Here is a 25,531-nt window from a genome sequence, read left to right as displayed (position 1 = left end):
TCAATAACTTTGCACGATTTTTTAAAACGAAAAAATAAGCATGCCTCAGACTAGATCAATCCAGCCAGCCATACTGTTGTTAGACGACGGTACGGTGTATCAGGGAAAAGCTTTTGGTAAAATTGGCACCGCAGCCGGTGAATTGTGCTTTAATACAGGGATGACAGGATACCAGGAAGTATTTACTGATCCCTCTTATAAAGGACAGGTGTTGATCATGAACAATTGCTATATCGGCAATTATGGTGTGAAAAAAGAAGATGTTGAAAGTGATAGTGTAAAGATCAGCGGGCTGATATGTAAGAATATTGCCTACAACTATTCACGCCAGATGGCGGATGGTTCTGTAGAGCAGTTCCTGAAAGACAACAACCTGGTAGCTATCTATGATGTGGATACCCGCGCGCTGGTAGCGCATATTCGCAGCAAAGGAGCGATGAACTGCATCATTTCTTCTGAGATACTGGATGTTGATCAGCTGAAAGCGGAGCTGGCCAAAGTACCTTCTATGGAGGGCCTGGCGCTTTGTGCTGAAGTATCTACCAAAGAGCCTTATAACGTTGGCGATCCTGCGGCTGAGATACGTATTGCTGTGATGGACAATGGCGTAAAAAGGAATATGCTGAAATGTCTGTCTGAAAAAGGGGCTTATCTGCAGGTATTCCCGACAGATACTGCCTTTGAGGAATGTGAAAAGTTCAAACCGCATGCTTACTTCATTTCAAACGGCCCCGGCGACCCGGCTCCTTTGAAATATGCTGTGGATACAGTGAAGAAGATCCTGGCTGCTAACAAGCCTATGTTTGGTATCTGTCTTGGTCATCAGCTGCTGGCGCTTGCTAATGATATTCCTACTTATAAAATGCACCATGGTCATCGGGGACTGAACCATCCGGTAAAGAACCTGGCAACCGGCCGTTGTGAGATCACTACCCAGAATCATGGTTTTGCGGTAGATCCTAAAGCGGTAGCGGCCAGTCAGACTGTGGAGATCACGCATGTAAACCTGAATGATTCATCAATAGAAGGTATCCGTATCAAGAATAAGCCTGCTTTTTCTGTGCAATACCATCCTGAATCGACTCCGGGACCATATGACAGCCGTTACCTGTTTGACGACTTTTTCAATATGATCAAAGCGAACATGTAAAACAGCCAAAAGCTGAATAAAACATAAGGCGGCCTGGACTCCAGGCCGCCTTTTTATTTATGGTTATTAATTGATGTTATTCTAAGTGTTTGGTAATCAGTTGTGTTGCTGAGATATGGGCAAAAAAATACGGCTCCGTGATCGGAGCCGTTTGCCTTTATAAATTCCACGTTATGAAAAACTGATACAAAAATACGGTATTTTGCTAAAACGTTTTAGTTTCTTTCCAACTTTTTTACAGAATTCTGATAAAATCATACTTCTGTGTTATATGGCTAAGTTCCGAACTAAAAAACGTCTGGAAAAATTCTGTAGGTTAAATTTATGCTAAACAAGTGCATTCATTCCTCAGTGCTGTTTTTTCTTACTTGTTTGCTTGCCTTTCGCACTTCAAATATACGAACAAAAATCAAGGAAAAAAGAAAATCTATGTGAAAAATGATGTTTTTACTTGGAAAAGTTAACATAGAATTTTTAATAATGTATTTTTTGAAGCTTTTTGGGCAAAAAATATGATAGGGAACAAGAATCGCATTATATATAACTATTTATAATGCGATTCTCAGTATTAATTTATGTGACTTGCTACTTCTTTAAGTATGGCTGTTTTGCCTGGGTATGATTCCAGTGCTTTGGAAAGACAGATCATTGCATTCCTGATATCTTCCTTATTCAGTACGTAAGCCAGGCGGACTTCGTTCTTACCTAATCCCGGAGTTGCATAGAATCCGGTTGCAGGAGCCAGCATTACTGTCTGCTGTTCATAGGAGAAGGATTCCAGCAGCCATTGGCAGAATTTATCTGCATCATCGATAGGCAGTCTTGCGATGGCATAAAATGCTCCGCCCGGATTTGGGCAAAATACTCCTGGTATATCGTTCAGCATGGATACCAGTACATCCCGGCGCTCCAGGTATTCAGCTTTTATTTCATCAAAATAATCTGCCGGCAGATCTACAGCTGCTTCACCCGCGATCTGTGCAAAGGAGGGGGGGCTCAGTCTTGCCTGTGCAAACTTCATTACGGCATCCAGCACTGCCTGGTTTTTGGTGACCAGTGCTCCTATACGTCCGCCGCAGGCGCTGTACCGTTTGGAAATTGTATCCATCAGGATCACATTGTTTTCCAGTCCATCCAGGTTCATAGCAGAAAAATGCTCGCCTGTATAACAAAACTCCCTGTAGGCTTCATCAGAGAACAGGTAAAGGTTATGGCGCAGGCATAATTGTTTCAGCACTTCCAGTTCTTCCCTGCTGTATAAATAGCCTGTAGGATTATTAGGATTACAGATCATGATGGCCTTTGTACGAGGGGTAATGGCTTTCTCAAAGTCTTCCATGGCCGGGAGGGCAAATCCGGTTTCGATGCTGGCGGTAATGGTGCGCACTGCTATACCGGCTTCCACTGCAAAACCATTGTAGTTGGCATAGAATGGTTCTGGTACCAGTACTTCATCCCCTGCATCCAGGCAGGCCATAAATGCAAAAAGAATAGCTTCTGAGCCACCGGTGGTAACAATGATCTGTTGGTGGTTTAGTTTGATCCCGAAACGTTCGTAATAGGTAACCAGTTTTCTGCGATAGCTTTCATTGCCTGCGCTGTGACTGTACTCAAGGATCTTAAAATCGGAATGACGTACTGCATCCAGTACCGGTTTTGGTGTTTCAATATCTGGTTGGCCGATATTGAGGTGATAAACTTTGGTCCCGTTCTTTTTTGCCGATTCTGCGAATGGAACCAGTTTCCTGATGGGAGACGGCGGCATTTGCTCACCTCTCTTGCTGATACTGGGCATAAATTGTTTTGATTTTTACGAATACAAAGGTAGTGGATAATGCGCTGATCTATAGGTATATTCCGTGGAAGCAAGGGGCAAAAGAAAAGCCTTACAGCTATACTGTAAGGCTTATATCACAACTATACGGTGAAGTATAGTATGTGTAATGACTTAATTTTCAACAGTTCCTGTTAAGTGCAGTTCCTTGTCCTGATCAACGCCTTTCAGCCTTACCCAAATAGTTTTGTTTTGCTGTCCAAGACTGTTAGCACTATAGCCTGCAGTTATCTTACCTTTTTTACCAGGCAGGATAGGTTCTTTGGTCCAGGTAGGAGTAGTGCAACCGCAGCTGGCGCGAGCAGTTTCAATCAGTACAGGTTCTTTGGTTGTATTGGTGAATTCAAAATCAACTGAAACTGGTTTATTCAGTTTGGTTTTGCCAAAATCAATAGTTTCCTGCTTGAACTTAACTTTCGCATCAACAGGGTTGCTGGTCTGAGCCCAAAGAGCAGTGGTTAACAGCATGCTCGCAAATAGGGATAAGATAAACTTTTTCATGTATAATCTGGTTTTAAACGATTGGTTAAAAAAATAGATCATCGTTTGTAAGTAACAAATTTACAGCCAAAAATAATCCATCCTCAGAGAATTTATTAAAATCTTATTAAAAAAATTCAAATTATCTTACACATTACATTTTCAGACATTTCGCAACTGTATAATTAACCTTACTTTTGTACTTTAACAAAGAGGCATGATAGAAAACAATGAACTGACTATGAATATGGAAAGCCGGTTGTCATTCGATGAATTTCGGAAAGAAGTACTGAATGATTACCGCCTGGCTTGCGAAAGCAGGGAAGTTAGTCTGCTGGCCCGTAAGGAAGTGCTTACAGGTAAGGCCAAGTTCGGCATTTTCGGCGACGGAAAGGAAGTGGCGCAGATCGCCATGGCCAAGTATTTCCAACCAGGAGACTTTCGTTCGGGTTACTACCGTGACCAGACCTTCGCTTTTGCCAGTGGAATTGCTACTCCTGAACAATTCTTTTCTCAGATGTATGCCGATCCGGACCAGGAAAATGATCCTTTTTCGGGGGGACGCCAGATGAACTCTCACTTTGCCACTCCAAATATTGGCAAGGATGGTAACTGGCTGGACCTGACAAAAATTAAGAACACTGCTACAGATATGTCGCCCACCGCAGCGCAGATGCCGCGTGCACTGGGCCTTGCATTTGCATCGAAATTATTCCGCGAAGTAGATGTGCTGCAATCTTTCTCTCACCTTTCCCATAATGGTAACGAAGTATGCTTTGCTACTATCGGAGACGCCTCTACATCTGAAGGGCATTTCTGGGAAACAATGAATGCTGCCGGCGTATTACAGGTACCATTAGCAGTGTTTGTATGGGATGATGGATACGGCATCTCTGTACCCCGTAAATATCAGACCACAAAAGATTCCATCAGTGCTGCGCTGGAAGGCTTCCGTAAAACGGAAGATTCCAACGGCTTTGATATCTATAATGTGAAAGGATGGGATTATGCAGGGATGTGTGAAGTGTTTGAGGCTGGTATCCGTAAAATCAGGGAAACTCATATTCCTGCCCTCTTCCATGTAGAGGAGATGACCCAGCCGCAGGGGCACTCTACCAGCGGCTCTCACGAAAGATATAAGAGTAAGGAGCGCCTGACGTGGGAAAAAGAGTTTGACTGCAACAACCAGATGAAGCAGTGGCTACTGCAGAATGCCCTGGCAGACGAAGCCACGTTGCTGGCTATTGAAACTGCTGCAAGGACCGTAGCGCAGGAAGCACGTAAAAATGCCTGGGAGAAATATATCACTCCTATCCGCCAGCAGGTGCAGACCATGCTGACTTACGGACAGGGAGTAGCTGCTTTGCCGGATGCAAATAAAGAACTGGTAAAGAACCTGCTGCAGGAACTACAATCAAACAGGGAACCGCTGAGAAGGGATATACTGAGAACTGCGGCCAATATACTTCTCCATCATAAAAAAATAAAGGCTCCTGCTGTAGATGCGCTGAAGCGTTATTACGACGGGCTGCTGGAAAAAGAAAAAGAGAATTATAATTCCCTGTTGTATGCTGAAGGGGCTAACTCCGTTCATAGCGTACCGGTAGTGCCTGCCGTTTATAACGACGAGAGCATCACTTTAAACGGCTATGAAATACTGAACAGGTATTTTGATCAGCTGATAGGAAGTAATCCTAAAGTGTTTGCTTTTGGTGAAGATGTAGGCAAGATCGGAGATGTAAACCAGGGATTTGCCGGTTTACAGCAGAAGCATGGTAAGCAACGCATATTTGATACCGGTATCCGGGAGCTGACCATTATGGGGCAGGGGATAGGTATGGCGCTGAGAGGGCTGCGTCCAATTGCTGAGATACAGTACCTCGATTATCTCATTTATGGCCTTCAGCCTTTGAGTGATGATGTGGCATGTTTGCAGTACCGTACAAAAGGTATACAGTATTGTCCTGTTATAGTGCGTACAAGAGGGCATCGGCTGGAGGGGATCTGGCACTCAGGTTCTCCGATGACCATGATCCTGGGTACCCTGAGAGGCATGAACGTATGTGTGCCAAGGAATATGGTACAGGCAGCAGGTATGTATAACACCCTGCTTGCAGCCAATGAACCGGCATTGATGATAGAGTCACTGAACGGTTATCGCCTGAAGGAAAGATTGCCTCAGAACCTGAGCAGTTTCACCGTACCATTGGGTATTCCGGAAGTATTGCATGAAGGAACGGACATTACTGTTGTTTCTTACGGATCTACTCTCCGTATCATAGAGGAGGCCATGGGTACCCTGGAGCAGCTGGGCATTTCTGTAGAACTGATAGATGTGCAGACATTGCTGCCTTTCGATATTGGGCACAAGATCATAGAATCACTGAAGAAAACAAACAGGATACTTTTTGTGGACGAAGACGTTCCCGGTGGAGCTACTGCGTACATGTACCAGCAGGTAATGGAGCAGCAGGGTGGTTATCGCTGGCTGGACGTAGCTCCGCGTACCCTGAGCGCTCAGGCGCACCGTCCTGCTTACGGTTCAGACGGAGATTACTTCTCTAAACCGAATGTGGAAGATGTAGTGAGAATAATAACGGAAATGATTGAAGAATAAAAGGAACGCAAGGCATAAGCCTTGCGTTTCACTTTTGTATAGTTGTAGGTCTAGTAGATTTGGCAAACAGTACTGGTGCAAATATTAGAAAATAGTTTTATAATATCCAGTCTGGAAGAAGAAATTGACGATAAATTCATAAGGAGCACTAATTTTATTTCCCCCTTTTCATTTTTGCCCCAAAAGAAATTTAAGTTAAACTCCATCGTTACCTTTAATTTACGGGTGAGAATTAATATCTTAGACATGCTTATTTTCTGTAGGGTCTGGAATGAACGAAATGAATGATAAAATGTAAGTAGTACGTCTTATATTTAGTAAGAATAAAGCTAAATTGGATAAACATTTAGCACCACGTTAGAGTTAATATATAGTAAAAACGGCTGTTTTAATGCAAAGTCAGGTTTGTATGGAAGCAGTTTTCTAAATTAACCATCAACCCAAATCCATTTATGAAAGCAGGAGTTCTTTTAGTAGAAGATGATCATTTCTTTGCCAAAGTCATAAAAAACCACCTGGAGAAAGCGGGCTACTCTGTTATGCATTGCGCCAATGGGGAAGAGGGATGGACAGCCTTCCAGGAAAGGCCGTTCGATATCTGCCTGCTGGATGTGGTAATGCCGGGAATGGATGGTTTTACGCTGGCCAGGGAGATCAGGGAAAAAAATGAGAATATTCCCATCATCTTCACTTCCTCAAGATATATGGAGCAGGATAAGCTGAACGGCTTTGAATGCGGAGGCGATGACTACCTGGTCAAACCTTTCAATATGGAAGAACTCCTTTGCAGAATGGATGTTTTCATGAAAAGAAGCCGTCTTCTGCAGAATGACAGGCAGATCGTATTCCGTCTGGGTACGCTTATCTTTAACTATAGTGAATTTAAGATCTATCATCAGCCTACGGGTACCAATATAAACCTTCCACCCAAAGAAGCAGAGCTGCTTAAATATCTTTGTGATAATCCAAATAAGCGATTGAAGCGGGAAGTGATCCTGCTGAGTGTATGGGGCAATGATGATTTCTTCACCGGCAGAAGTATGGATGTATACCTGACGCGCATCCGCAAACACTTCAGGCTGGATAATACCGTGAAGCTGGAAACAATTCATGGCAAAGGCTTGCGTCTTACAATAGAAAGCGAAGTATGCAGGGTACTATAACCTGTTAAGATATATTGAATGGGTAAAAAAAATCCGCCTTGTTTATCAAGGCGGATTTTTTTTACCCATACGGGCAGATATTATCTCAGGTTATGAAACACCTGTTGTACGTCATCATCCTGTTCCAGGCGGTCAATCAGTTGCAGCACCTCTTTAGCCTGTTCTTCATTCAGTTCTACTGTGGTAGTAGGAATACGCTGTAATTCAGCACTGATGGGAGTGATATTCCTTTCTTCCAGGGCTTTGGCCATATTGCCGAATTCAGTGAAAGCGGTGCGGAGGATGATATTTCCTTCGCTGTCTTCACCTATTTCTTCCAGTCCGGCATCTATGAGTTCCAGCTCCAGTTCTTCCAGGTTCTGGCCTTCACTTTTTATTTTAAATACACCCATCCGGTTGAAGATAAAACCTACGGAACCGCTGGTACCCAGGCTGCCTCCTTCTTTATTGAAATGCATACGTACGTTGGCTACGGTACGGGTAGTATTGTCTGTGGCTGTCTCTACCATTACGGCAACACCATGAGGAGCGTATCCTTCGTAGGTAACTTCCTCATAATCAGTTTTATCTTTACCCATTGCCCTTTTGATGGCCGCTTCCACACGGTCTTTAGGCATGTTCACACCTTTGGCGTTGGCGAAACATCTGCGCAAAGCGGGGTTATTATCAGGATCAGGGCCTCCCTGTTTCACAGCTATCGCAATTTCTTTTCCTATCCTGGTAAATTGTTTGGCCATTCTGTCCCAGCGGGCAAACATGGTGGCCTTTCTTACTTCAAATATCCTTCCCATAGTGGGTTTATAATTATGTTATTAAGAAATTCGAGACGCAAAAATAGTCACTTTATGGTAATTATAGTGCCGCCTCTCAAACAACAAGGCCGGAAAATCACTTTCCGGCCTTGTTGTTCTATTTTAAAAGGTCTTGCTTACAGTTTCCTTGCTTTACTGTGTTTAACACTGTATCCGAAATAGATAATAAAGCCAATTATCAGCCAGACGATCAGTCGTGCCCAGTTTTCAATACCAAGGCTGACAATCATAGTGATGCAGAATAAAGCACCCAGGATAGGTACAACGGGTACCCATGGTGTTTTGAATGCGCGTTGCAGCTCAGGATTTGTTTTCCTCATCACTATTACACCAAGACATACCAGCACAAAGGCAAACAGGGTACCGATACTGGTCATATCGCCTACTACGCTGTCAGGGATGAATGCAGCGAAGATGGATACAAATCCAAAGAACAGCATCTGAGATCTGTATGGAGTGCGGAATTTAGGATGCAGGTTAGAGAAGACCTTAGGTACCAGTCCGTCGTTAGACATAGAATAGAATACCCTTGTCTGGCCCAGCAGCATCACCAGGATAACGGAGGAGAAACCGGCCAGGATAGCCACTGTTACAAAGGTAGACAGCCAGCTGTAACCGTGCATGTAAGTATCAATAGCATAGGCTACGGAAGCTTCACCACCTTGTCTGAGGAAGTCTTTATAAGGAGCTATACCTGTCAGTACATAAGAGAAGAGGATATATAATATGGTACAGATAGCCAGGGATACCAGGATGCCTATAGGCATATTCTTTTTAGGATTTTTGGTTTCCTGTGCTGCTGTAGATACGGCATCGAACCCGATAAATGCAAAGAACACCACACCGGCGCCTCTGAGCACCCCGGGTATACCGTGGAACCAGAAGTCAGCGTAATTTATGACCTTACCATTGTGCATGGTAACAGAACCGGCGTCGGCAGGGATGGTGAAAGGTGTGTGGTTAGCCGGGTTGATGAACTGCCAGCCCAGCAGGATGAGCAGGATCACGATGGATACTTTGGTGATCACAATGATGTTGTTCACTATAGCAGAGCCTTCGATACCGCGGATCAGCAGGATGGTGAGCAGTAGTAATATAAATACAGCAGGCAGGTTCATGATACCGTGTACGCCAGCATCGGAAGTTTCAAACGGGCTGTGGGACCATTCATAGGGAATGGTAAATCCCAATGCTTTTTCAAGGAGCTTGTTCAGGTACTGTGACCAGCCAATAGCTACGGTAGCGGCGCCAAGTGCATATTCCAGTACCAGGTCCCATCCAATGATCCAGGCAATAAATTCACCCATAGTAGCATAAGAATAAGTATAGGCGCTACCGGCAATGGGGATCATTGAGGCAAACTCGGCATAACAAAGACCAGCCAGCGCACAACCAATGGCTGCTATTATGAAAGATATAGTAACTGCAGGACCGGCATGTTGTCCGGCGGCTGCGGCAGTTCTTACAAAAAGCCCTGCGCCGATAATAGCGCCTATGCCCAAAGCAATAAGTGACCCTGCCCCGAGGGTACGTTTAAGTCCTTTTTCAGATTCAGAAGCTTCAGATAATAACAGGGAGAGTGGCTTTTTTACAAAAAGTTTGCCCATACTGATGAGATATTGTGGTTGACGTTTTAGTGGTTTAGTTTGTTGTTTCGTTTTATTACAGATCGCCAAATATAATGTATCAAAAAGGAAAACCTGTGTTTTATTTTACGAATGCACTCAAAACTTTACAGCAGTAACCTTATTTTTGGGGAATTTTAGCACCTAAATCAAATCTTAACCGTTTTTTGCATGAAGAGTTCCAACCGGCTTACTATATTCATTGCCCTTGCCATGATACTGGGAATATTTACAGGATATTTTGTGAACATCAGCTATTCAGGCAATGCCGGTGGAGAAGCTACTATTAAGAAATTCGCAGATAATATTTCTATACTGACCGATATTTTTCTCAGGCTTGTAAAGATGATCATTGCTCCGCTGGTATTCTCAACATTGGTTGTGGGCGTGGCTAAACTGGGAGATATTAAGGCTGTAGGCCGTATAGGCGGTAAAACCATGTTATGGTTTGTTTCGGCTACTTTCATTTCCCTTTTCCTGGGTATGATCCTGGTAAATTTATTGAAACCAGGGCTTTCCCTGAAACTGCCTATACCTGATTCTCATGCAAGCAGTGGGGTAGAGGCCGCAAGTATGACTCTGAAAGGATTCTTCCAGCACGTATTCCCTGATAGTGTGATCAATGCAATGGCACATAATGAAATATTACAGATCGTAGTGTTTTCGTTGTTCTTTGGAGTAGCTACTGCGGCTGTTGGTGAGATAGGCGTGCCGGTGATCAAATTCATGGACAGTGTAGCGCATATCATGCTGAAAGTGACAGCGTATGTAATGAACTTTGCACCTTTTGCAGTATTTGGCGCTATGGCGGCCATCATTGCCCAGAAAGGCCCGGGCATCCTGATCACTTATGGTAAATTTATCGGACAGTTCTATATAGGTCTTGCTTCCTTGTGGATTGTGCTGGTGCTGGCAGGCTTCCTGGTTATAGGGAAGCGCATACTTTTCCTGCTGGGATTAGTAAAAGATCCGTTGTTACTGGCGTTCAGTACAGCAAGTAGTGAAGCGGCTTATCCACGTACAATGGAAGCACTTGAAAAGTTTGGTTGTGACAACCGTATTGTTAGCTTTGTATTGCCCCTGGGTTATTCATTTAATCTTGACGGGTCTATGATGTATATGACCTTTGCCAGTCTTTTCATTGCCCAGGCATATGGTATGCATCTGGGTTTTGAGCAGCAGATCTCTATGCTGCTGGTACTGATGATCACCAGTAAGGGGATTGCCGGTGTGCCAAGGGCATCCCTCGTGGTTATTGCCGGTACGCTTTCTATGTTCCACATACCTGAAGCGGGGTTATTATTGCTGCTTGGAGTAGACCATCTGCTGGATATGGGCCGTTCCGCTACGAATGTGATCGGCAATACTATGGCTACTGCTGTCGTTTCAAAATGGGAGAATGCCCTGGTTGAAACGCCTCAGCCATTGGTAAAAGAACTATAACATATCTATAACAGTTTTATTGTTATTTTGCCCGGTATCCGGTGTATGCGGCTATACTGCACGTTAGGCAACTTATATTTAGTCCTGGTTTTGAGTTTATAAAAAATATATGGATCAGTTAATTGAGTTATTCAAGCATCTTATCAACCCCGAATGGATCATAGAACATGGTGGGCTTTATTTGTTACTGCTTATTATTTTTGCAGAAACCGGTCTCTTCGTGGGTTTTTTCCTGCCGGGCGATTCCCTGCTTTTCGTAGCCGGCATATATGGCGGCCTGCTTAGCGAGCATTTTTATAATGTGCCTTTTGGAGTGATCATGTTTATGATATCTATTGCAGGGGTGCTGGGAAATTTTGTGGGTTTCTGGTTTGGCCGTAAGTCCGGACCTTTATTATTCAGCCGGAAAGATACTTTCTTCTTTAAAAAGAAATACCTGTACCAGGCAAAGGAATTCTATGAAAAACATGGTGGCGGGGCTATCTTCCTGGCACGTTTCCTTCCTATCATACGTACTTTTGCACCGATAGTGGCTGGTATAGTGCAGATGGAAAGGAAAAAATTCAGCTTCTATAATATTATAAGCTCTTTTACATGGGTGTTTTCCATGATGCTGGCGGGCCACTATCTTGATAAGGCTTTCCCTTCCCTTAAAGAACACCTGGAACTTATTGTCATAATATTGATACTTATTACCACTTTACCAGTTATCTTTAAACTATTCTTCGGTAAAGCGAAAACGCCGCATCCGGATGTAAATGAATAAAACTATCTGATCCCGTTATGCATTCCAGCCGTTCCTCATCCATCTTCAATGTAGCCGTACTGGTGGCTTCATTGGGTTATTTCGTTGATATCTATGATCTTTTGTTATTTACGATTGTCCGGGTACCCAGTCTGAAGGACCTGGGTGTTTCTGATACAGAGATAGACCTGGGGGTTGGTCCCCTGCTTATCAGCGTGCAGATGATAGGTCTGTTACTGGGAGGTATTTTCTGGGGTATTATCGGAGATAAGAAAGGGCGTTTAAAAGTTTTGTTCGGCTCTATCTTATTATATTCTGTTGCCAACATTGCGAATGGATTTGTGAATGGCACTACCGGTTACCTGTTCTGGCGTTTTGTGGCCGGGCTTGGACTGGCGGGTGAGCTGGGGGCTGGTATTACATTGGTGGCTGAGATACTGCCAAAGGAAAAAAGAGGTTATGGTACCATGATAGTGGCTACAGTAGGAGTTTCCGGTGCAGTGGCTGCCAACCTGGTAGCTAAACTGGTGCCGGACTGGAGATATTGTTATTTTATTGGCGGTGGATTGGGATTGTTATTGCTCTTTTTACGTGTCAGCGTGATGGAGTCTCATATGTTCAACAATACGGTGGGGAACAATCCTGTAAGCAGGGGAAACTTCCTGGCCCTTTTTTCAGACAGGCAACGGTTCTTCAAATACCTGAAATGTACGTTGCTGGGTACGCCTACCTGGTTTGTAGTTGGTGTACTGGTAGCATTCTCCAATAAATTTGCCCATGAGATGGGAGTGAAAGCACCTATTGCTCCCGGTGATTCTATTGCTTTCTGTTATGCGGGCCTTGTGCTGGGTGATTTTGCCAGTGGGCTGATCAGCCAGTTATTAAAAAGCCGGCGTAAGGTGATGATGTTGTTTCTTGTACTGACAGGTATCTGTTCGTTCATTTACCTGAATATGTATGGTGCAGAGAAATGGGTATTCTATGTAGTTTGTTTCATTCTTGGATTCAGTGTAGGGTTCTGGGCAATATTTGTAACGATAGCGGCGGAGAGTTTTGGAACTAACCTGCGGGCTACGGTGGCTATTACGGTGCCGAACTTTGCCCGTGGCATGCTGCCATTGATTACATGGCTGTTCCTCTGGCTCAATAACTATATTACTTATCTGCAAAGCGGGGCTGTGATGGCGGCGGTTTGTATTGTTGTTGCCATGATAGCAACATATACTATAGAGGAGACTTTCGGGAAGGACCTGGATTACACAGAGCCTGTTTAAATAAAAAAAAAAATCCGGAGTTGCTGAGTATCAATACTCAGTAGCTCCCGGAACGTATTTTAATAACGCGTCAGTATTTTATCGAGCAGTACGTTCAGCTGCGCAGCTTCTTCTTCTGTAAGGGATAATTTCAGTGAATCTTCCAGCCTGGGAAGATCTACATCCATTTCTTCCAGCAGTGCAAGACCTTTATTGGTAATCTTCACATCTACGGCACGGCGGTCTAGCTCGCTGCTTTTTCTTTCAACCAGTCCTGCTTTACGTAATCTTTCCACCAGGCGGGAAACATCGCTCATCCTGTCCAGCATTCTTTCTTTTAAAGTATTGATATTGGCTCCTTTAGGATGTTGTCCGCGTAAGATCCGGAGTATATTATACTGTTGCATTGTGATGTCAAACTTCTTGAAAAACTGCTGATGACGTGAAACGATCCAGTTTCCAACAAAGATCAGACCGATGAGCCCTTTGTTATACTCACTTGTGAAGTGCTTCTGCGAGATCAGTTTTTCGATGTTTGACATAAGAGAGAATATATCCTGGTTGAAAATACAAATAATCAGTTATGTAATTGGCAAACAAAACTACAGGATTTGTATAAGCGTGTTGAAACGAATGTAACAAATCTTTTCAGGACAAGAAAGGATTTATTCTTGTATAAGTGTGACTGGACGGGGCAAAACGGGCCTGCCCGTTTTTGAGAAGGCATAAAAAAGGCTGACTAACAAAAGTATCATTTTTGTTTATTAGTCAGCCTTTTATGTTAGATATACAAGGGTTACGCCACAACCTTCATGTTGTCTAAGACATTCATAACTTCTTTAACGTGGGTAGCAGATGTATTGAGTAGTTCCTGCTCACTTTCATTGAGCTGTAATTCTATGATCTTTTCTATACCGTTCTTTCCCAGTATAACGGGAACGCCGAGGTATATATCTTTCTGTCCGTACTCGCCTGTGAGCCATGCGCAGCAGGGGAAGATCCGTTTTTCATCTTTGAGGATGGCTTCTGTCATCTGTGCAGCGGCAGCGCCGGGGGCGTACCATGCGGAAGTTCCGAGGAGGTTCACGATTTCGCCACCGCCAACTTTTGTACGCTGGATAATAGCTTCCAGTTTATCGGCGGCTACGAGCTCTGTAACGGGGATACCGCCAACGGTTGTATAACGGGGTAGAGGTACCATTGTATCTCCATGGCCACCCAGGAGTATTGCCTGTATATCTTTGGGAGAGCAGCCTATTTCATCTGCCAGGAAAGCGCGGTAGCGGGCTGTGTCCAGGATACCTGCCATGCCGAATACTTTGCTGCTGTCTTTCTGTGCTGTCAGGAATGCACAGTAGGTCATCACGTCCAATGGATTGCTGACTACAATTATTATAGCATCGGGCGAGTGCCTGGTGATATTTTCCGTCACAGACTTCACAATGTTGGCATTGGTTGAGATGAGATCGTCCCTGCTCATGCCTGGTTTCCTGGGCAGACCGGAGGTAATCACCACTACATCGCTGTTGGCGGTTTTTTCATAATCATTCGTGACACCGATAACCCGGGTGCTGTAATAATCGATAGGGGCTTGCTGCCACGTATCCAACGCCTTACCTTCTGCCGTACCTTCTTTAATATCCAACAACACCACTTCCTGCAAAAAATCTCTGTGGGCCAGTACATTAGCGCAGGTTGCGCCTACATTACCAGCTCCTACAACAGTAACTTTCATCGTTTGTATAAAATTTAAAGGTGAAGAATATGAGGATAAACAAATGTAAGTAATCGTCGCTGAAACGGGTCTGCGTTGGATCAGTTGAGATATGTTTCCAGATCCTCCAGTTTCACGGTGCCTTCGAACCCTTTAACCAGCTGTTGTTTTTTATTATAAACGAACAGGCCCGGGAAGTAATGCAGGTTATAGAAATACATGATCTGCCGGGTAGGTTCGCTTGCCATGATAATGTTCGGGTAGTCCCTGATCTTATATTCATTATAATATGATACCATTTGCTCCGGTTTGAACGGAGTAACCATCAGTATCTGTGTCTTTTTGAATTTGTCTATGTTTTTCAGTACTTCCGTGGTCAGCTGTTTGCAATGATCGCAATCTACACTGAAAATGAATACCAGGGTCTTTATATTCTTTCTAAGGTCTTTCTTGGTTATTATATGACCGTCGGGAAGCGTCAGCGGGAAAGCCGGGATAATAGGGTACTGAAGATAGGGGGCTTTATCCTGCGCCGGTTTGGCAGCGTTGTTAAACTGGGCTTTCAGCAGGACCGGGAGGCAGCAAAGACATAAAAAAATCAGGTAACGCTTCATAATAACTCTCTTTTTGTAAAGTGCTAAAGGTATCGAATTTTGTAATAGTCTATGGACCTGCGCAGTGTGTTTAAAAATGTTTATAAAGGGCTGTTTTACACTTACTTTCCACTTTTTTGTAAAAAAATTACTAGATTACCCTTCCTTACACTATGTTTGCATTCCTAAAAAAAATAATAGGTAAGCAAAAGTTCCGGTCTGACAACTAAAACGGTCAGGAAGCAACCGGTACTATGAAGGATTTTGCCAGAATGAATTACTTTTGCAGACCTAATCTAAATTTTTAACTTTAAATTAAGTATCCTTTTTTATGGCTACCACTGCAGATATCAGAACAGGATTGATTATAAAGCTGGAGAACAGCTTATATTCTGTTGTAGAGTTTGGTCAGAACAAAACCGCCCGTGCCGCAGCTAAAGTATGGGCTAAACTGAAGGGGGTTGATAATAGCCGTTCCATAGAGCATACCTGGAACTCCGGCGATACTATCTATCCTGTACGTGTAGAGAAAAAAACGTTCCAGTATTTATACCAGGATGACAGTGGTTACAATTTCATGGATAATGAAACTTTCGAGCAGATAGCGCTGCCTGAGAGTATGATCGATGCGCCTCAGTTCCTGAAAGAAGGTCAGGAAGTGGGTGTATCCATTAATACAGAGACAGAACAACCTATGAGTGTTGAGCTGCCTGATAAAATAGTAGTAAAAGTTACTTATTCAGAGCCCGGCCTGAAAGGCGATACTGCTACCCGTACATTAAAACCTGCCACAGTTGAAACCGGTGCAACCGTAAACGTTCCGCTGTTTGTGAATGAAGGTGAGCTGATCAGGGTCAACACCAAGAATGGTGAATACATCGAAAGAGTAAAAGAATAGTTTTAGTCCATACATTTATCTACTTACAAGCATTTCTAAACCAAAAACTGTCTACATGGATTTTAAACAGATTCAGGAGCTGGTAAAAATGGTCAATAAGTCCAATATCAGCGAACTGAGCATAGAGCAGGACAAGTTTAAGATTACAATAAAACAAAAAGATAACGAGCCACAGCAGATTATTACTGTTCCAGCAGTATCCGCACCGGTACAGACAGTAGCTCAGGTGGCTCCGGTGGCCCAGGCAGTTCCAGTTGCGGAAGCAGCGGCGCCAAAAGCAGCAGAAGCAAAGGCAGCAGACAACCTGGTAACCATCAAATCTCCTATGATCGGTACTTTCTACCGCAGCCCTGGTCCTGACAAGCCTTCTTTCGTAAATGTAGGCGACGATGTAGCTCCCGGCAAAGTAGTATGCATCATCGAAGCGATGAAGCTCTTCAACGAGATTGAAAGCGAAGTGGGTGGCAGGATCGTAAAGGTGCTGGTAGACGACGCCTCTCCGGTGGAATATGATCAGCCTTTGTTTTTGGTAGAACCATAAAATGTTTAGTTAAAAGGTTGGAATATTATAAGGTAGCATAGGTACATTGCCTGGCCTTATAGTTTTCCAACCTTTTAGGCTTATAACTTTTCTTAACCTATTGAAAAAACATGTTCAAGAAAATATTGATTGCCAACCGTGGAGAGATAGCCTTGCGTATAATACGTACCTGTAAGGAAATGGGCATCAAAACGGTTGCTGTTTATTCCACTGCGGATAAAGACAGTTTGCATGTGAAGTTTGCAGATGAAGCGGTGTGCATCGGAAAGCCACAAAGCAGTGAATCTTACTTAAATATACCTCACCTGATGGCTGCTGCAGAGATCACCAATGCAGATGCTATACATCCTGGTTACGGTTTCCTCGCGGAGAATGCAAGGTTTGCAGAGATCTGTGGTGAACATGGTATTAAATTTATTGGCCCTACTCCGGAAATGATCCGTAAGATGGGTGATAAAATGACGGCCAAAGAAACCATGATAGCAGCTGGTGTACCCGTTATTCCGGGTTCTGACGGCCTGTTGCAAAGCCTGGACGAGGCAAAGAAACTGGCAAAGGAGATGGGACTGCCCATTATCCTGAAAGCAACTGCCGGCGGTGGTGGTAAAGGTATGCGTGTGGTATGGCATGAAGACGAGCTGGAGAATGCTTATAACATGGCTAAGAATGAAGCCCGCGCTGCTTTTAATAACGATGGCATCTACATGGAGAAATTCGTGGAGGAGCCTCGCCATATTGAGATCCAGGTAGCTGGTGATCAGTATGGTAAAGTTTGTCACCTGAGTGAGCGTGACTGCTCTATTCAGCGCCGTCACCAGAAACTGGTAGAAGAATCTCCTTCTCCTTTCATGACGCCTGAACTGCGTGAGAAAATGGGTGAAGCGGCTATCAAGGCTGCATCTGCCATTAACTATGAAAGCGTTGGTACGATAGAGTTCCTGGTAGATAAGCACCGTAACTTCTACTTCATGGAAATGAATACACGTATCCAGGTAGAGCATGGTGTAACCGAAGAGGTGATCAACTTTGACCTGATAAAAGAACAGATCAAGATTGCGGCCGGTATTCCTATTTCCGGTAAGAACTATACACCGGAAATGCATGTAATAGAATGCCGTATCAATGCGGAAGATCCTTACAATGATTTCCGTCCTTCACCGGGTAAGATCTCTGTATTGCATATTCCGGGTGGTCATGGTGTGCGTGTAGATTCTCATATTTACGCGGGTTATGTGATACCTCCGTATTATGATTCTATGGTGGCTAAGCTGATCACTATTGCACAGACGCGTGAAGAGGCTATCAATACAATGGAGCGTGCGTTGAGTGAGTTTGTGATAGAAGGAGTGAAGACAACTATTCCTTTCCATCAGCAGCTGATGCGTAATGAAGATTTCCGTAAAGGTAATTTCACTACCAAGTTCACGGAAACATTTAAGCTGGTATAATTGCCTGTATAATAAGATTAAGAAACCGGTTGGTCTGTAAAGATCAACCGGTTTTCTTTTTTAGTGGGTTGTGATATAGAACCCCGGGTAATTTAACCGGGGGGCCTGTTTTAATGAGATTGATTGCATGGATCATATTAAAATACAAAGCCCCGGGTAAATACCCGGGGCTAATCATACACCAAAACAATCTTACGGTTTTATCGCAAGAAAAGCAGCTCTCTGTACTTAGGCAATGCCCATTGTTTGTCATCCACAAGGAACTCCAGTTTATCGGAGTGGTAACGGATCACATCAAAGTACGGCTTAATTTTATCACAATAATCTATAGCTTTCTGGCGGCTGTCGGCTACTTTATTAGCCACTTTGCGCGCTTCAATCATAGCCTGTACATTCTCACTGATGACGTTAACATGTTCAGCTATTTTTGCAGCAATCTGTTTCTGTGCCTTAACAGCATCATCACCCAGGCCAATTGCTTTCAGGCCGCTAATGTTGGTGATCAGGCTGTTCAGGTAAGAGATTGCGGAAGGCAGGATCGTGTTGGTAGCCAGATCACCGATAACACGGGCTTCGATCTGTACTTTCTTCACATAGTCTTCCAGCAGGATCTCGTGACGGGCATGCAGTTCTTTTTCGTTATAGATACCAACTTCTGTAAAGAGTTTGGTTGCTTTTTCTGTAACGTATGCATCCAGCGCTTTAGGAGTGGTTTTTACGTTGGCCAGGCCTCTTCTTTCTGCTTCTTTTTCCCACTCTTCGCTGTAACCGTCGCCTTCAAATAAAACTTTCTCCGAATCTACAATATATTTCCGAAGAGTTTGCATAATAGCAATCTCTTTTTTCTCGCCTTTTTCGATCAGGGCATCTACCTCAACTTTGAAGTCGCTCAGGGTTTTAGCCACGATGGTGTTCAGCACGGTCATAGCGGAAGCGCAGTTTGCGGAAGAACCTACGGCGCGGAACTCAAACTTGTTGCCGGTGAAAGCAAAAGGAGAGGTACGGTTACGGTCGGTATTATCCAGCAGCAGTTCAGGGATATGACGGTGCAGGTCCAGTTTCAGGATAGCTTCGTCCTGCTCATCAAATTTGTTATTCACGCGGGTTTTAACTTCCTGCAGAACGTCGTACAGGTATTTACCGGAGAATACAGAGATGATAGCCGGAGGAGCTTCGTTTGCACCCAGACGGAAGTCATTGCTTGGAGAAGCGATAGAAGCTCTCATCAGATCAGCATAGTCATGTACCGCCTTGATGGTGTTTACGAAGAAGGTCAGGAACATCAGGTTGGTTTTCGGTGTTTTACCGGGAGCCAGCAGGTTCACGCCAGTGTCTGTAGCCATGCTCCAGTTGTTGTGTTTACCTGAACCGTTGATGCCTGCAAATGGTTTCTCATGCAGTAATACTCTCAGTTTGTGACGTTTTGCCACTTTAGACATAACGTCCATCAGCAGGGAGTTGTGGTCAACTGCGATGTTCACTTCTTCGAAGATAGGAGCGCACTCGAACTGGGAAGGCGCCACCTCGTTGTGACGGGTCCTTAAAGGAATACCCAGTTTGTAAGACTCTTCTTCGAAATCGCGCATGAAAGCGTATGCACGCTCAGGGATAGAACCGAAGTAGTGGTCTTCCAGCTGCTGACCTTTGGAAGGAGCGTGACCAACAACTGTACGGCCGCACATTACCAGGTCAGGACGGGCGTTAGCCAGGCTTTCGTCAACCAGGAAGTATTCCTGTTCCCAGCCCAGGGTAGCTGTAACTTTGGTTACATTTTTATCGAAGTAGTTACATACGTCTACTGCAGCTTTATCCATTGCAGAAAGGGCTTTCAGCAGGGGAGCTTTGTAGTCCAGTGATTCACCGGTGTAAGCAACAAATATTGTAGGTATGCAAAGTGTTTTACCATGACCCTGCTCCAGGATGAAGGGAGGAGAGGAAGGATCCCATGCAGTATAGCCACGTGCTTCGAAAGTAGCACGGAGACCGCCGTTAGGGAAGCTGGAAGCGTCAGGTTCCTGTTGAACCAGCGCGTCGCCGTCAAAAGTTTCCAGTGCAGAACCATCGCTCTTCAGGGTGAAGAAAGAGTCATGTTTTTCTGCTGTGGTACCGGTTAATGGCTGGAACCAGTGAGTGTAGTGGGTAACACCTTTTTTCATTGCCCATTGTTTCAGACCGGAAGCGATCTGCTCGGACATTTTGCGGTCAATTTTAGTACCTGCTTTGATGGAGTTCATCAGGCTTTTATAAGCCTCGTCACTCAGATTTTCACGTACTACTTTTCCTGCGAATACATTGCTGCCGAACACTTCGGTGATCTTGGTACCGTTGAGTTGTTCGGGTTTAATTTTGAGATCAACACCGGAGAGGTTCTCCAGTGCAGTGAAGCGTAACGATTGCATGCTGTAAATAATTTTACACAAAAGAACGCTGTTGTGCTAACATAAGCAAGAGATAAGTTGATTTTAACTAAAAAATTACATTTGCCCGTCAAAAAGGTTAATTTTTTTGATTTTCGCCAAAAAATGAAGGGGTGACAACCGTTAAACTGATATATTTAAAAAAATGTAATTCGTTTTTAAAGCAAGCGGGCAGCAGTCTTAATCACTTGTGTCTGATATATTATTATAATATATGATTATAAACGGTATTGCTCTTTTGGCGGCAAGGGCAATATCCTTTGTCAATTGCCGGAAAAACCTGTAGGTTTGCATCTTCTTTTTTTATCTATCGTACTCATACATCTAGTTACATGCAAACTAACGTAGAAACTACAGATAAGTTTTCCCAAACTACTGTTGAAACTGCCGAGCAACTTGGTCTGACCGCAGACGAATTTGAGCGTATAATAGGCATATTGGGCCGTACGCCCAACTTCACAGAATTAAGTATGTATTCTGTAATGTGGAGTGAACATTGCAGCTACAAGAACTCAATTGTATGGCTGAAAACACTGCCCCGTGAAGGAGACCGTCTGCTGGTGAAAGCCGGTGAGGAAAATGCCGGCCTGGTAGACATTGGAGATGGCTACGCCTGTGTGTTTAAAATTGAGTCTCACAATCACCCGTCTGCAATTGAGCCCTTCCAGGGAGCAGCTACCGGTGTAGGAGGTATACACCGTGATATTTTTACTATGGGCGCCCGTCCTATAGCTGCGCTGAACTCACTGCGTTTTGGCAATATCAACGATAAGAAGACCCAGCACCTGATCAAAGGTATTGTACATGGTATTGGTCATTATGGTAACTGCTTTGGGGTACCGACCGTAGGTGGAGAAGCATATTTCGAAGATTGTTATGGTACCAACCCGCTTGTAAATGCGATGAGTGTGGGTGTTGTGAAGGTTGGTCAGACTGTATCTGCCACTTCTTACGGCGCAGGCAACCCTGTATTTATTGTGGGATCTGCTACGGGTAAAGACGGTATAGGCGGTGCATCTTTTGCCAGCGCCAATATTACGGAAGACAGCGTGGAAGACCTGCCATCTGTACAGGTGGGAGACCCTTTCCAGGAAAAGAAACTGCTGGAGGCCTGCCTGGAGATCATTCCTACGGGAGCCCTGGTAGGTATGCAGGATATGGGAGCAGCAGGTATTACCTGTTCTACTGCTGAAATGAGTGCGAAAGGTGAGCATGGTATGATCATCCACCTGGATAAAGTACCTACCCGCCAGGAAAACATGAAAGCCTGGGAAATGCTGCTGAGCGAAAGCCAGGAAAGAATGCTGATTGTAGTGCACAAAGGCAAGGAAGCCGAAGTGCTGAAGATATTTGATAAATGGGACCTGCACTGTGTACAGATCGGTGAAGTGACCAAAGAGAAACAGCTGAAGTTCTACCTGAACGGTCACCTGGAAGCAGATGTTCCTGCTGAAAGCCTGGTACTGGGTGGCGGCGCTCCTCAATACCACCGTGCTTATACAGAGCCGGCTTATTTCGAGAAGATCAAGGCTTTTGATATCCATAAAATACCTGACACCCTGCATGCACGTTTTGCGGCAGAGAGACTGGTAAAACTGCCTAACATTGCATCCAAGCGTTGGATCTATACACAGTATGACAGTATGGTAGGTACTGCCAACGCCAGCACCAATGCGCCAAGTGATGCGTCTATCGTAACAGTGAAAGGTACCAAAAAGGCCCTGGCAGTTACTACAGACTGTAACAGCCGTTACGTATTTGCTGATCCGCAGGTAGGGGGCCAGATCGCTGTAGCGGAAGCTGCCCGTAATATTGTGTGCAGTGGTGGTGAGCCGGTGGCTATTACCAACTGTCTGAACTTCGGCAACCCTTACGATCCGGAGGTATACTACCAGTTTGTATATGCCCTTAAAGGTATGGGCGAGGCCTGCCGCAAGTTCAATACTCCTGTTACCGGTGGTAACGTGAGCTTCTATAACCAGTCTCCGGATGGTCCTGTATACCCTACACCAACAATTGGTATGCTGGGTGTACTGGATAACATCTCCGACCGCCTGACCCTTAACTTTAAAGCTGCCGGTCACCTGGTATACGTGCTGGGACGCAGCCGTAACGATATCAGCAGTTCTGAGTACCTGCACAAGCTGATAGGTATTGAATACAGCCCTGCTCCTCATTTTAACCTGGAGGAAGAGCTGCACCTGCAGCAGGCTGTTACCAAGCTGAATAAAGCCGGTATCCTGCAGTCTGCGCACGATGTAAGTGAAGGAGGCCTCTTCATTACCCTGCTGGAAAGCGCTATGGCTTCCGGGCTTGGTTTTGAGGTTAATACCAACGCTAATTTCCGTAAAGACGCTTACCTGTTCGGTGAGAGTCAGAGCCGTGTAGTGGTTACCATCAGGCCGGAAGACAAGGAGAAATTCGATTCTATCATGCACAGTGTAATAGATGCTACTGAGGTTTCAGTACGTGTTGAGAAGATCGGCGTGGTGAAAGGTGAACAGATTTCAATTGATGGTGAAGATTGGGGCACGGTTCTTGATTGGAAACATCAATATGATATAGCATTAGAATCTCATTTGGCATAAAAACTATATAGTTTTAAATGCAAAGGTGAGGCATATCCCACATGGGTGTTATGCCTCACCTTTTTGCATTTTATACTTGTTCATCATACACTTATACTATTTGGCATATGTGTGAATTGGCCACCACGGCTGATTTGCCTTCTCCCGGGCTTTTATTGTATTTGTTAATTGTTTTAACAACTCATTAACAAAATCCCATCTTCGTGTGAATTTATTCATGCGTCTGTAAAGTACTTTTGACAAAGAGAAATGCAAACAAGCAGGTCTGAAAGCAAGAGAAGACCTTACAATAAATTATCCCTGGAATCGGAAGATTCCGCATTCTATGAAAACCGATTGTTCTACCATGTCCTAATGAAAGCTAAGTGAATTTACACCTAGTGAGAAAGAACGATTTGTTGTGAAGCCCCTCGTAGCAGAGGGGCTTACTATTGAATCCTATGCCTGTGATGCCTATACCTGTGGAAGAAAATGTCCTATGATCCGGCAGGCTTGTGTGAGAGAAGGAATTGAAGAAGAAAGAGCCGCCAACCTGTGAAATGAATGATCCTATGAACGCCTGACAGGCTTTGTGAAGAGAAAACGATGAAGAAAGAAAGCTTGTGAACCTATGAAATGCACCCGATCCTATGAAATGCCAAAAGGGGCTTTAAATGTGGTCAGACGAGAGATGTAAGAAAGCCAACAAAAAAATTAAGGCCCGGACTGTTATAGTCCGGGCCTTCTGGTTTTTATAAGGTGCTAACCGGGTAGTGTAGTTAGATTTCTTTTTGATAATCAATTGGGAAAAACTGTTCAAAAGAAAGGGTTTCGCCTTGGCGAAACCCTTTCTTTTGAGTGTGGAGAATCTGGCCTGCGTCTGCCATCTTCGCTGTTATACCATTGGTATCTCAGCCACTTTATATTCTTTCTGATCCAGCTTTTCTTTGGTTTCAGTGAAAGCTTTCAATGTCAGCTCAATATCTTCATCAGTATGAGCCGCTGTGGGGATCAGGCGGTAGATGATCTGTCCTTTTGGAATAACAGGATATACTACGATTGAACAGAAGATGTTATAGTTCTCACGCAGGTCCAGGCACATTGCAGTTGCTTCCGGAATATCGCCTTTCAGGTAGATAGGAGTAACCGGGGAATTGGTTTTACCGATATCAAAACCACGATCACGCAATCCCTGTTGCAGTTTATTCACATTAGACCACAGTTTAGCTTTCATTTCAGGATGCTTGCGCATCAGCTCAACGCGTTTCAGATGGCCAATTACCAGTGGTAAAGGAACTGATTTTGCGAAGATCTGGGAGCGCATGTTATAACGCAGGTAGTTGATGATCGCTTTTTCACCGCTCATGAAAGCGCCGATGGAAGCACCGGATTTTGCGAAAGTGTTGAACAGCAGATCTATCTTGTCCTGAACGCCCTGTTCTTCACCGGTACCGGCACCGGTTTTACCCATTGTACCGAAACCGTGCGCATCGTCTACCAGGAAGCGGAACTCGTATTTATCTTTCAGTGCGGCAATTTCTTTCAGTTTACCCTGATCGCCGGCCATACCGAATACGCCTTCTGTTACAACCAGTATACCGCCACCGGTAGTTTTGATCATTTCTTCAGCACGTTTCAGCTGTTTTTCCAGGTCTGCAATGTCATTGTGTTTGAACACATAACGGTGTCCCTGGTGCAGACGGAGGCCATCAATAATACTTGCGTGGCATTCCGCGTCATACACGATCACATCGCGACGGTTACAGATTGCGTCAATAGCACTCATGATGCCCTGGTAACCATAGTTCAGAAGTGTAGTATCTTCTTTACCCATGTAATCGGATAATTCTTTTTCCAGCTTCTCATGGTAATTGGTGTTACCACTCATCATACGGGCGCCCATTGGTGTTGCAAGGCCGTATTCCGCTGCTGCTTTGGCGTCTGTAGCACGTACCTCAGGGTGATTGGCGAGACCCAGGTAGTTGTTCAGGCTCCAAACGATCTTTTCATTTCCCCTGAATTTCATACGGGGACCTATTTCACCTTCCAGCTTGGGGAAGGCAAAATAACCATGGGCTCTGTTAGAGTGTTCGCCGATAGGGCCCATGTGCTTGAGCAGTTTCTCGAATATATCCATTGTTAAATAATAATTAATAGTGTTCTTAAAAAACCGGCACAAAGGTATTAAAATATTAGTTTTTGTAAACTTGGATTACCTTTGAAAATGTGAA

General features: G+C 44.3%; 20 protein-coding genes. 11 read left to right on the top strand and 9 right to left on the bottom strand.

What is annotated here, in order from left to right:
* The first annotated feature begins 40 nt into the window (after window positions 1-40).
* On the top strand, window positions 41-1,150 hold the full coding sequence (gene carA, locus GO493_RS22030; RefSeq protein ID WP_157308399.1) for a glutamine-hydrolyzing carbamoyl-phosphate synthase small subunit: 1,110 nt from the start codon (window positions 41-43) through the stop codon (window positions 1,148-1,150).
* A 568-nt stretch (window positions 1,151-1,718) separates the two neighbouring features.
* Here the strand turns inward: carA and GO493_RS22025 are convergent.
* Window positions 1,719-2,945 carry a pyridoxal phosphate-dependent aminotransferase gene (locus tag GO493_RS22025; RefSeq protein ID WP_157308398.1) on the bottom strand — a complete coding sequence of 409 codons (1,227 nt, stop codon included), beginning with the start codon at window positions 2,943-2,945 and terminating at the stop codon, window positions 1,719-1,721.
* Window positions 2,946-3,098: 153 nt separating this feature from the next.
* On the bottom strand, window positions 3,099-3,485 hold the full coding sequence (locus tag GO493_RS22020) for a DUF1573 domain-containing protein (protein WP_157308397.1): 387 nt from the start codon (window positions 3,483-3,485) through the stop codon (window positions 3,099-3,101).
* A 196-nt stretch (window positions 3,486-3,681) separates the two neighbouring features.
* Here GO493_RS22020 and GO493_RS22015 point away from each other — a divergent pair, with 196 nt between their 5' ends.
* Together GO493_RS22015 and GO493_RS22010 are read left to right on the top strand one after the other, a co-directional pair.
* Window positions 3,682-6,081, top strand: a complete 2,400-nt coding sequence (locus tag GO493_RS22015; RefSeq protein ID WP_157308396.1) for an alpha-ketoacid dehydrogenase subunit alpha/beta — start codon at window positions 3,682-3,684, stop codon at window positions 6,079-6,081.
* Window positions 6,082-6,533: 452 nt separating this feature from the next.
* Window positions 6,534-7,244, top strand: a complete 711-nt coding sequence (locus GO493_RS22010) for a response regulator transcription factor (RefSeq protein WP_157308395.1) — start codon at window positions 6,534-6,536, stop codon at window positions 7,242-7,244.
* An 80-nt stretch (window positions 7,245-7,324) separates the two neighbouring features.
* Here GO493_RS22010 and GO493_RS22005 read toward each other — a convergent pair whose 3' ends face one another.
* Complete coding sequence (locus GO493_RS22005; protein WP_157308394.1) at window positions 7,325-8,035, bottom strand: YebC/PmpR family DNA-binding transcriptional regulator; 711 nt, start codon at window positions 8,033-8,035, stop codon at window positions 7,325-7,327.
* Between the two features lie 137 nt (window positions 8,036-8,172).
* Window positions 8,173-9,663, bottom strand: a complete 1,491-nt coding sequence (locus GO493_RS22000; RefSeq protein ID WP_157308393.1) for an amino acid permease — start codon at window positions 9,661-9,663, stop codon at window positions 8,173-8,175.
* Window positions 9,664-9,852: 189 nt separating this feature from the next.
* Here GO493_RS22000 and GO493_RS21995 point away from each other — a divergent pair, with 189 nt between their 5' ends.
* The 3 genes from GO493_RS21995 (at window position 9,853) to GO493_RS21985 (ending at window position 13,143) form a co-directional block, all read left to right on the top strand.
* On the top strand, window positions 9,853-11,124 hold the full coding sequence (locus GO493_RS21995) for a dicarboxylate/amino acid:cation symporter (protein ID WP_157308392.1): 1,272 nt from the start codon (window positions 9,853-9,855) through the stop codon (window positions 11,122-11,124).
* A 109-nt stretch (window positions 11,125-11,233) separates the two neighbouring features.
* The gene (locus GO493_RS21990) at window positions 11,234-11,890 is read left to right on the top strand and encodes a DedA family protein (protein WP_157308391.1); all 657 of its coding nucleotides are present in this window, start codon (window positions 11,234-11,236) and stop codon (window positions 11,888-11,890) included.
* A 17-nt stretch (window positions 11,891-11,907) separates the two neighbouring features.
* Window positions 11,908-13,143 carry an MFS transporter gene (locus GO493_RS21985; RefSeq protein WP_157308390.1) on the top strand — a complete coding sequence of 412 codons (1,236 nt, stop codon included), beginning with the start codon at window positions 11,908-11,910 and terminating at the stop codon, window positions 13,141-13,143.
* A 59-nt stretch (window positions 13,144-13,202) separates the two neighbouring features.
* Here the strand turns inward: GO493_RS21985 and GO493_RS21980 are convergent, their stop codons facing one another.
* The 3 genes from GO493_RS21980 to GO493_RS21970 all read right to left on the bottom strand — a co-directional run bounded on the left by GO493_RS21980 (window position 13,203) and on the right by GO493_RS21970 (window position 15,450).
* Window positions 13,203-13,664, bottom strand: a complete 462-nt coding sequence (locus GO493_RS21980) for a MarR family winged helix-turn-helix transcriptional regulator (RefSeq protein ID WP_157308389.1) — start codon at window positions 13,662-13,664, stop codon at window positions 13,203-13,205.
* Window positions 13,665-13,918: 254 nt separating this feature from the next.
* Window positions 13,919-14,857, bottom strand: a complete 939-nt coding sequence (gene mdh / locus GO493_RS21975; protein WP_157308388.1) for a malate dehydrogenase — start codon at window positions 14,855-14,857, stop codon at window positions 13,919-13,921.
* 80 nt (window positions 14,858-14,937) lie between these two features.
* The gene (locus tag GO493_RS21970) at window positions 14,938-15,450 is read right to left on the bottom strand and encodes a peroxiredoxin family protein (RefSeq protein WP_157308387.1); all 513 of its coding nucleotides are present in this window, start codon (window positions 15,448-15,450) and stop codon (window positions 14,938-14,940) included.
* A 310-nt stretch (window positions 15,451-15,760) separates the two neighbouring features.
* On the opposite strand from GO493_RS21970, the gene efp reads away from it, so the two are divergent.
* From efp to accC, 3 genes are all read left to right on the top strand, one after another.
* A complete protein-coding gene (efp, locus tag GO493_RS21965) occupies window positions 15,761-16,327 on the top strand; it encodes an elongation factor P (RefSeq protein ID WP_157308386.1) in 567 nt (188 codons plus the stop codon).
* 55 nt (window positions 16,328-16,382) lie between these two features.
* A complete protein-coding gene (accB, locus tag GO493_RS21960; RefSeq protein ID WP_157308385.1) occupies window positions 16,383-16,868 on the top strand; it encodes an acetyl-CoA carboxylase biotin carboxyl carrier protein in 486 nt (161 codons plus the stop codon).
* Between the two features lie 110 nt (window positions 16,869-16,978).
* Window positions 16,979-18,316: an acetyl-CoA carboxylase biotin carboxylase subunit gene (gene accC, locus GO493_RS21955; protein ID WP_157308384.1), complete on the top strand. Its 1,338-nt coding sequence runs from the start codon at window positions 16,979-16,981 to the stop codon at window positions 18,314-18,316.
* 200 nt (window positions 18,317-18,516) lie between these two features.
* On the opposite strand, the gene GO493_RS21950 is transcribed toward accC, so the two are convergent.
* Window positions 18,517-20,715: a glutamine synthetase III family protein gene (locus tag GO493_RS21950; RefSeq protein ID WP_157308383.1), complete on the bottom strand. Its 2,199-nt coding sequence runs from the start codon at window positions 20,713-20,715 to the stop codon at window positions 18,517-18,519.
* Between the two features lie 350 nt (window positions 20,716-21,065).
* Between GO493_RS21950 and purL the strand changes: the two genes are divergently transcribed.
* Window positions 21,066-23,321 (top strand): phosphoribosylformylglycinamidine synthase subunit PurL, encoded by a 2,256-nt coding sequence (purL, locus tag GO493_RS21945; RefSeq protein WP_157308382.1) that lies wholly within the window; start codon window positions 21,066-21,068, stop codon window positions 23,319-23,321.
* 400 nt (window positions 23,322-23,721) lie between these two features.
* A complete protein-coding gene (locus tag GO493_RS21940; RefSeq protein ID WP_157308381.1) occupies window positions 23,722-23,859 on the top strand; it encodes a hypothetical protein in 138 nt (45 codons plus the stop codon).
* 336 nt (window positions 23,860-24,195) lie between these two features.
* On the opposite strand, the gene GO493_RS21935 is transcribed toward GO493_RS21940, so the two are convergent.
* Window positions 24,196-25,437: an aminotransferase class I/II-fold pyridoxal phosphate-dependent enzyme gene (locus GO493_RS21935; protein WP_157308380.1), complete on the bottom strand. Its 1,242-nt coding sequence runs from the start codon at window positions 25,435-25,437 to the stop codon at window positions 24,196-24,198.
* Window positions 25,438-25,531 lie beyond the last annotated feature (94 nt).

It is taken from the genome of Chitinophaga tropicalis (assembly GCF_009758205.1).
GTDB classification, from domain to species: domain Bacteria; phylum Bacteroidota; class Bacteroidia; order Chitinophagales; family Chitinophagaceae; genus Chitinophaga; species Chitinophaga tropicalis.
The sequence above is the reverse complement of the archived record's forward strand: the minus strand, read 5'-3'. Positions and strand labels throughout refer to the sequence as shown.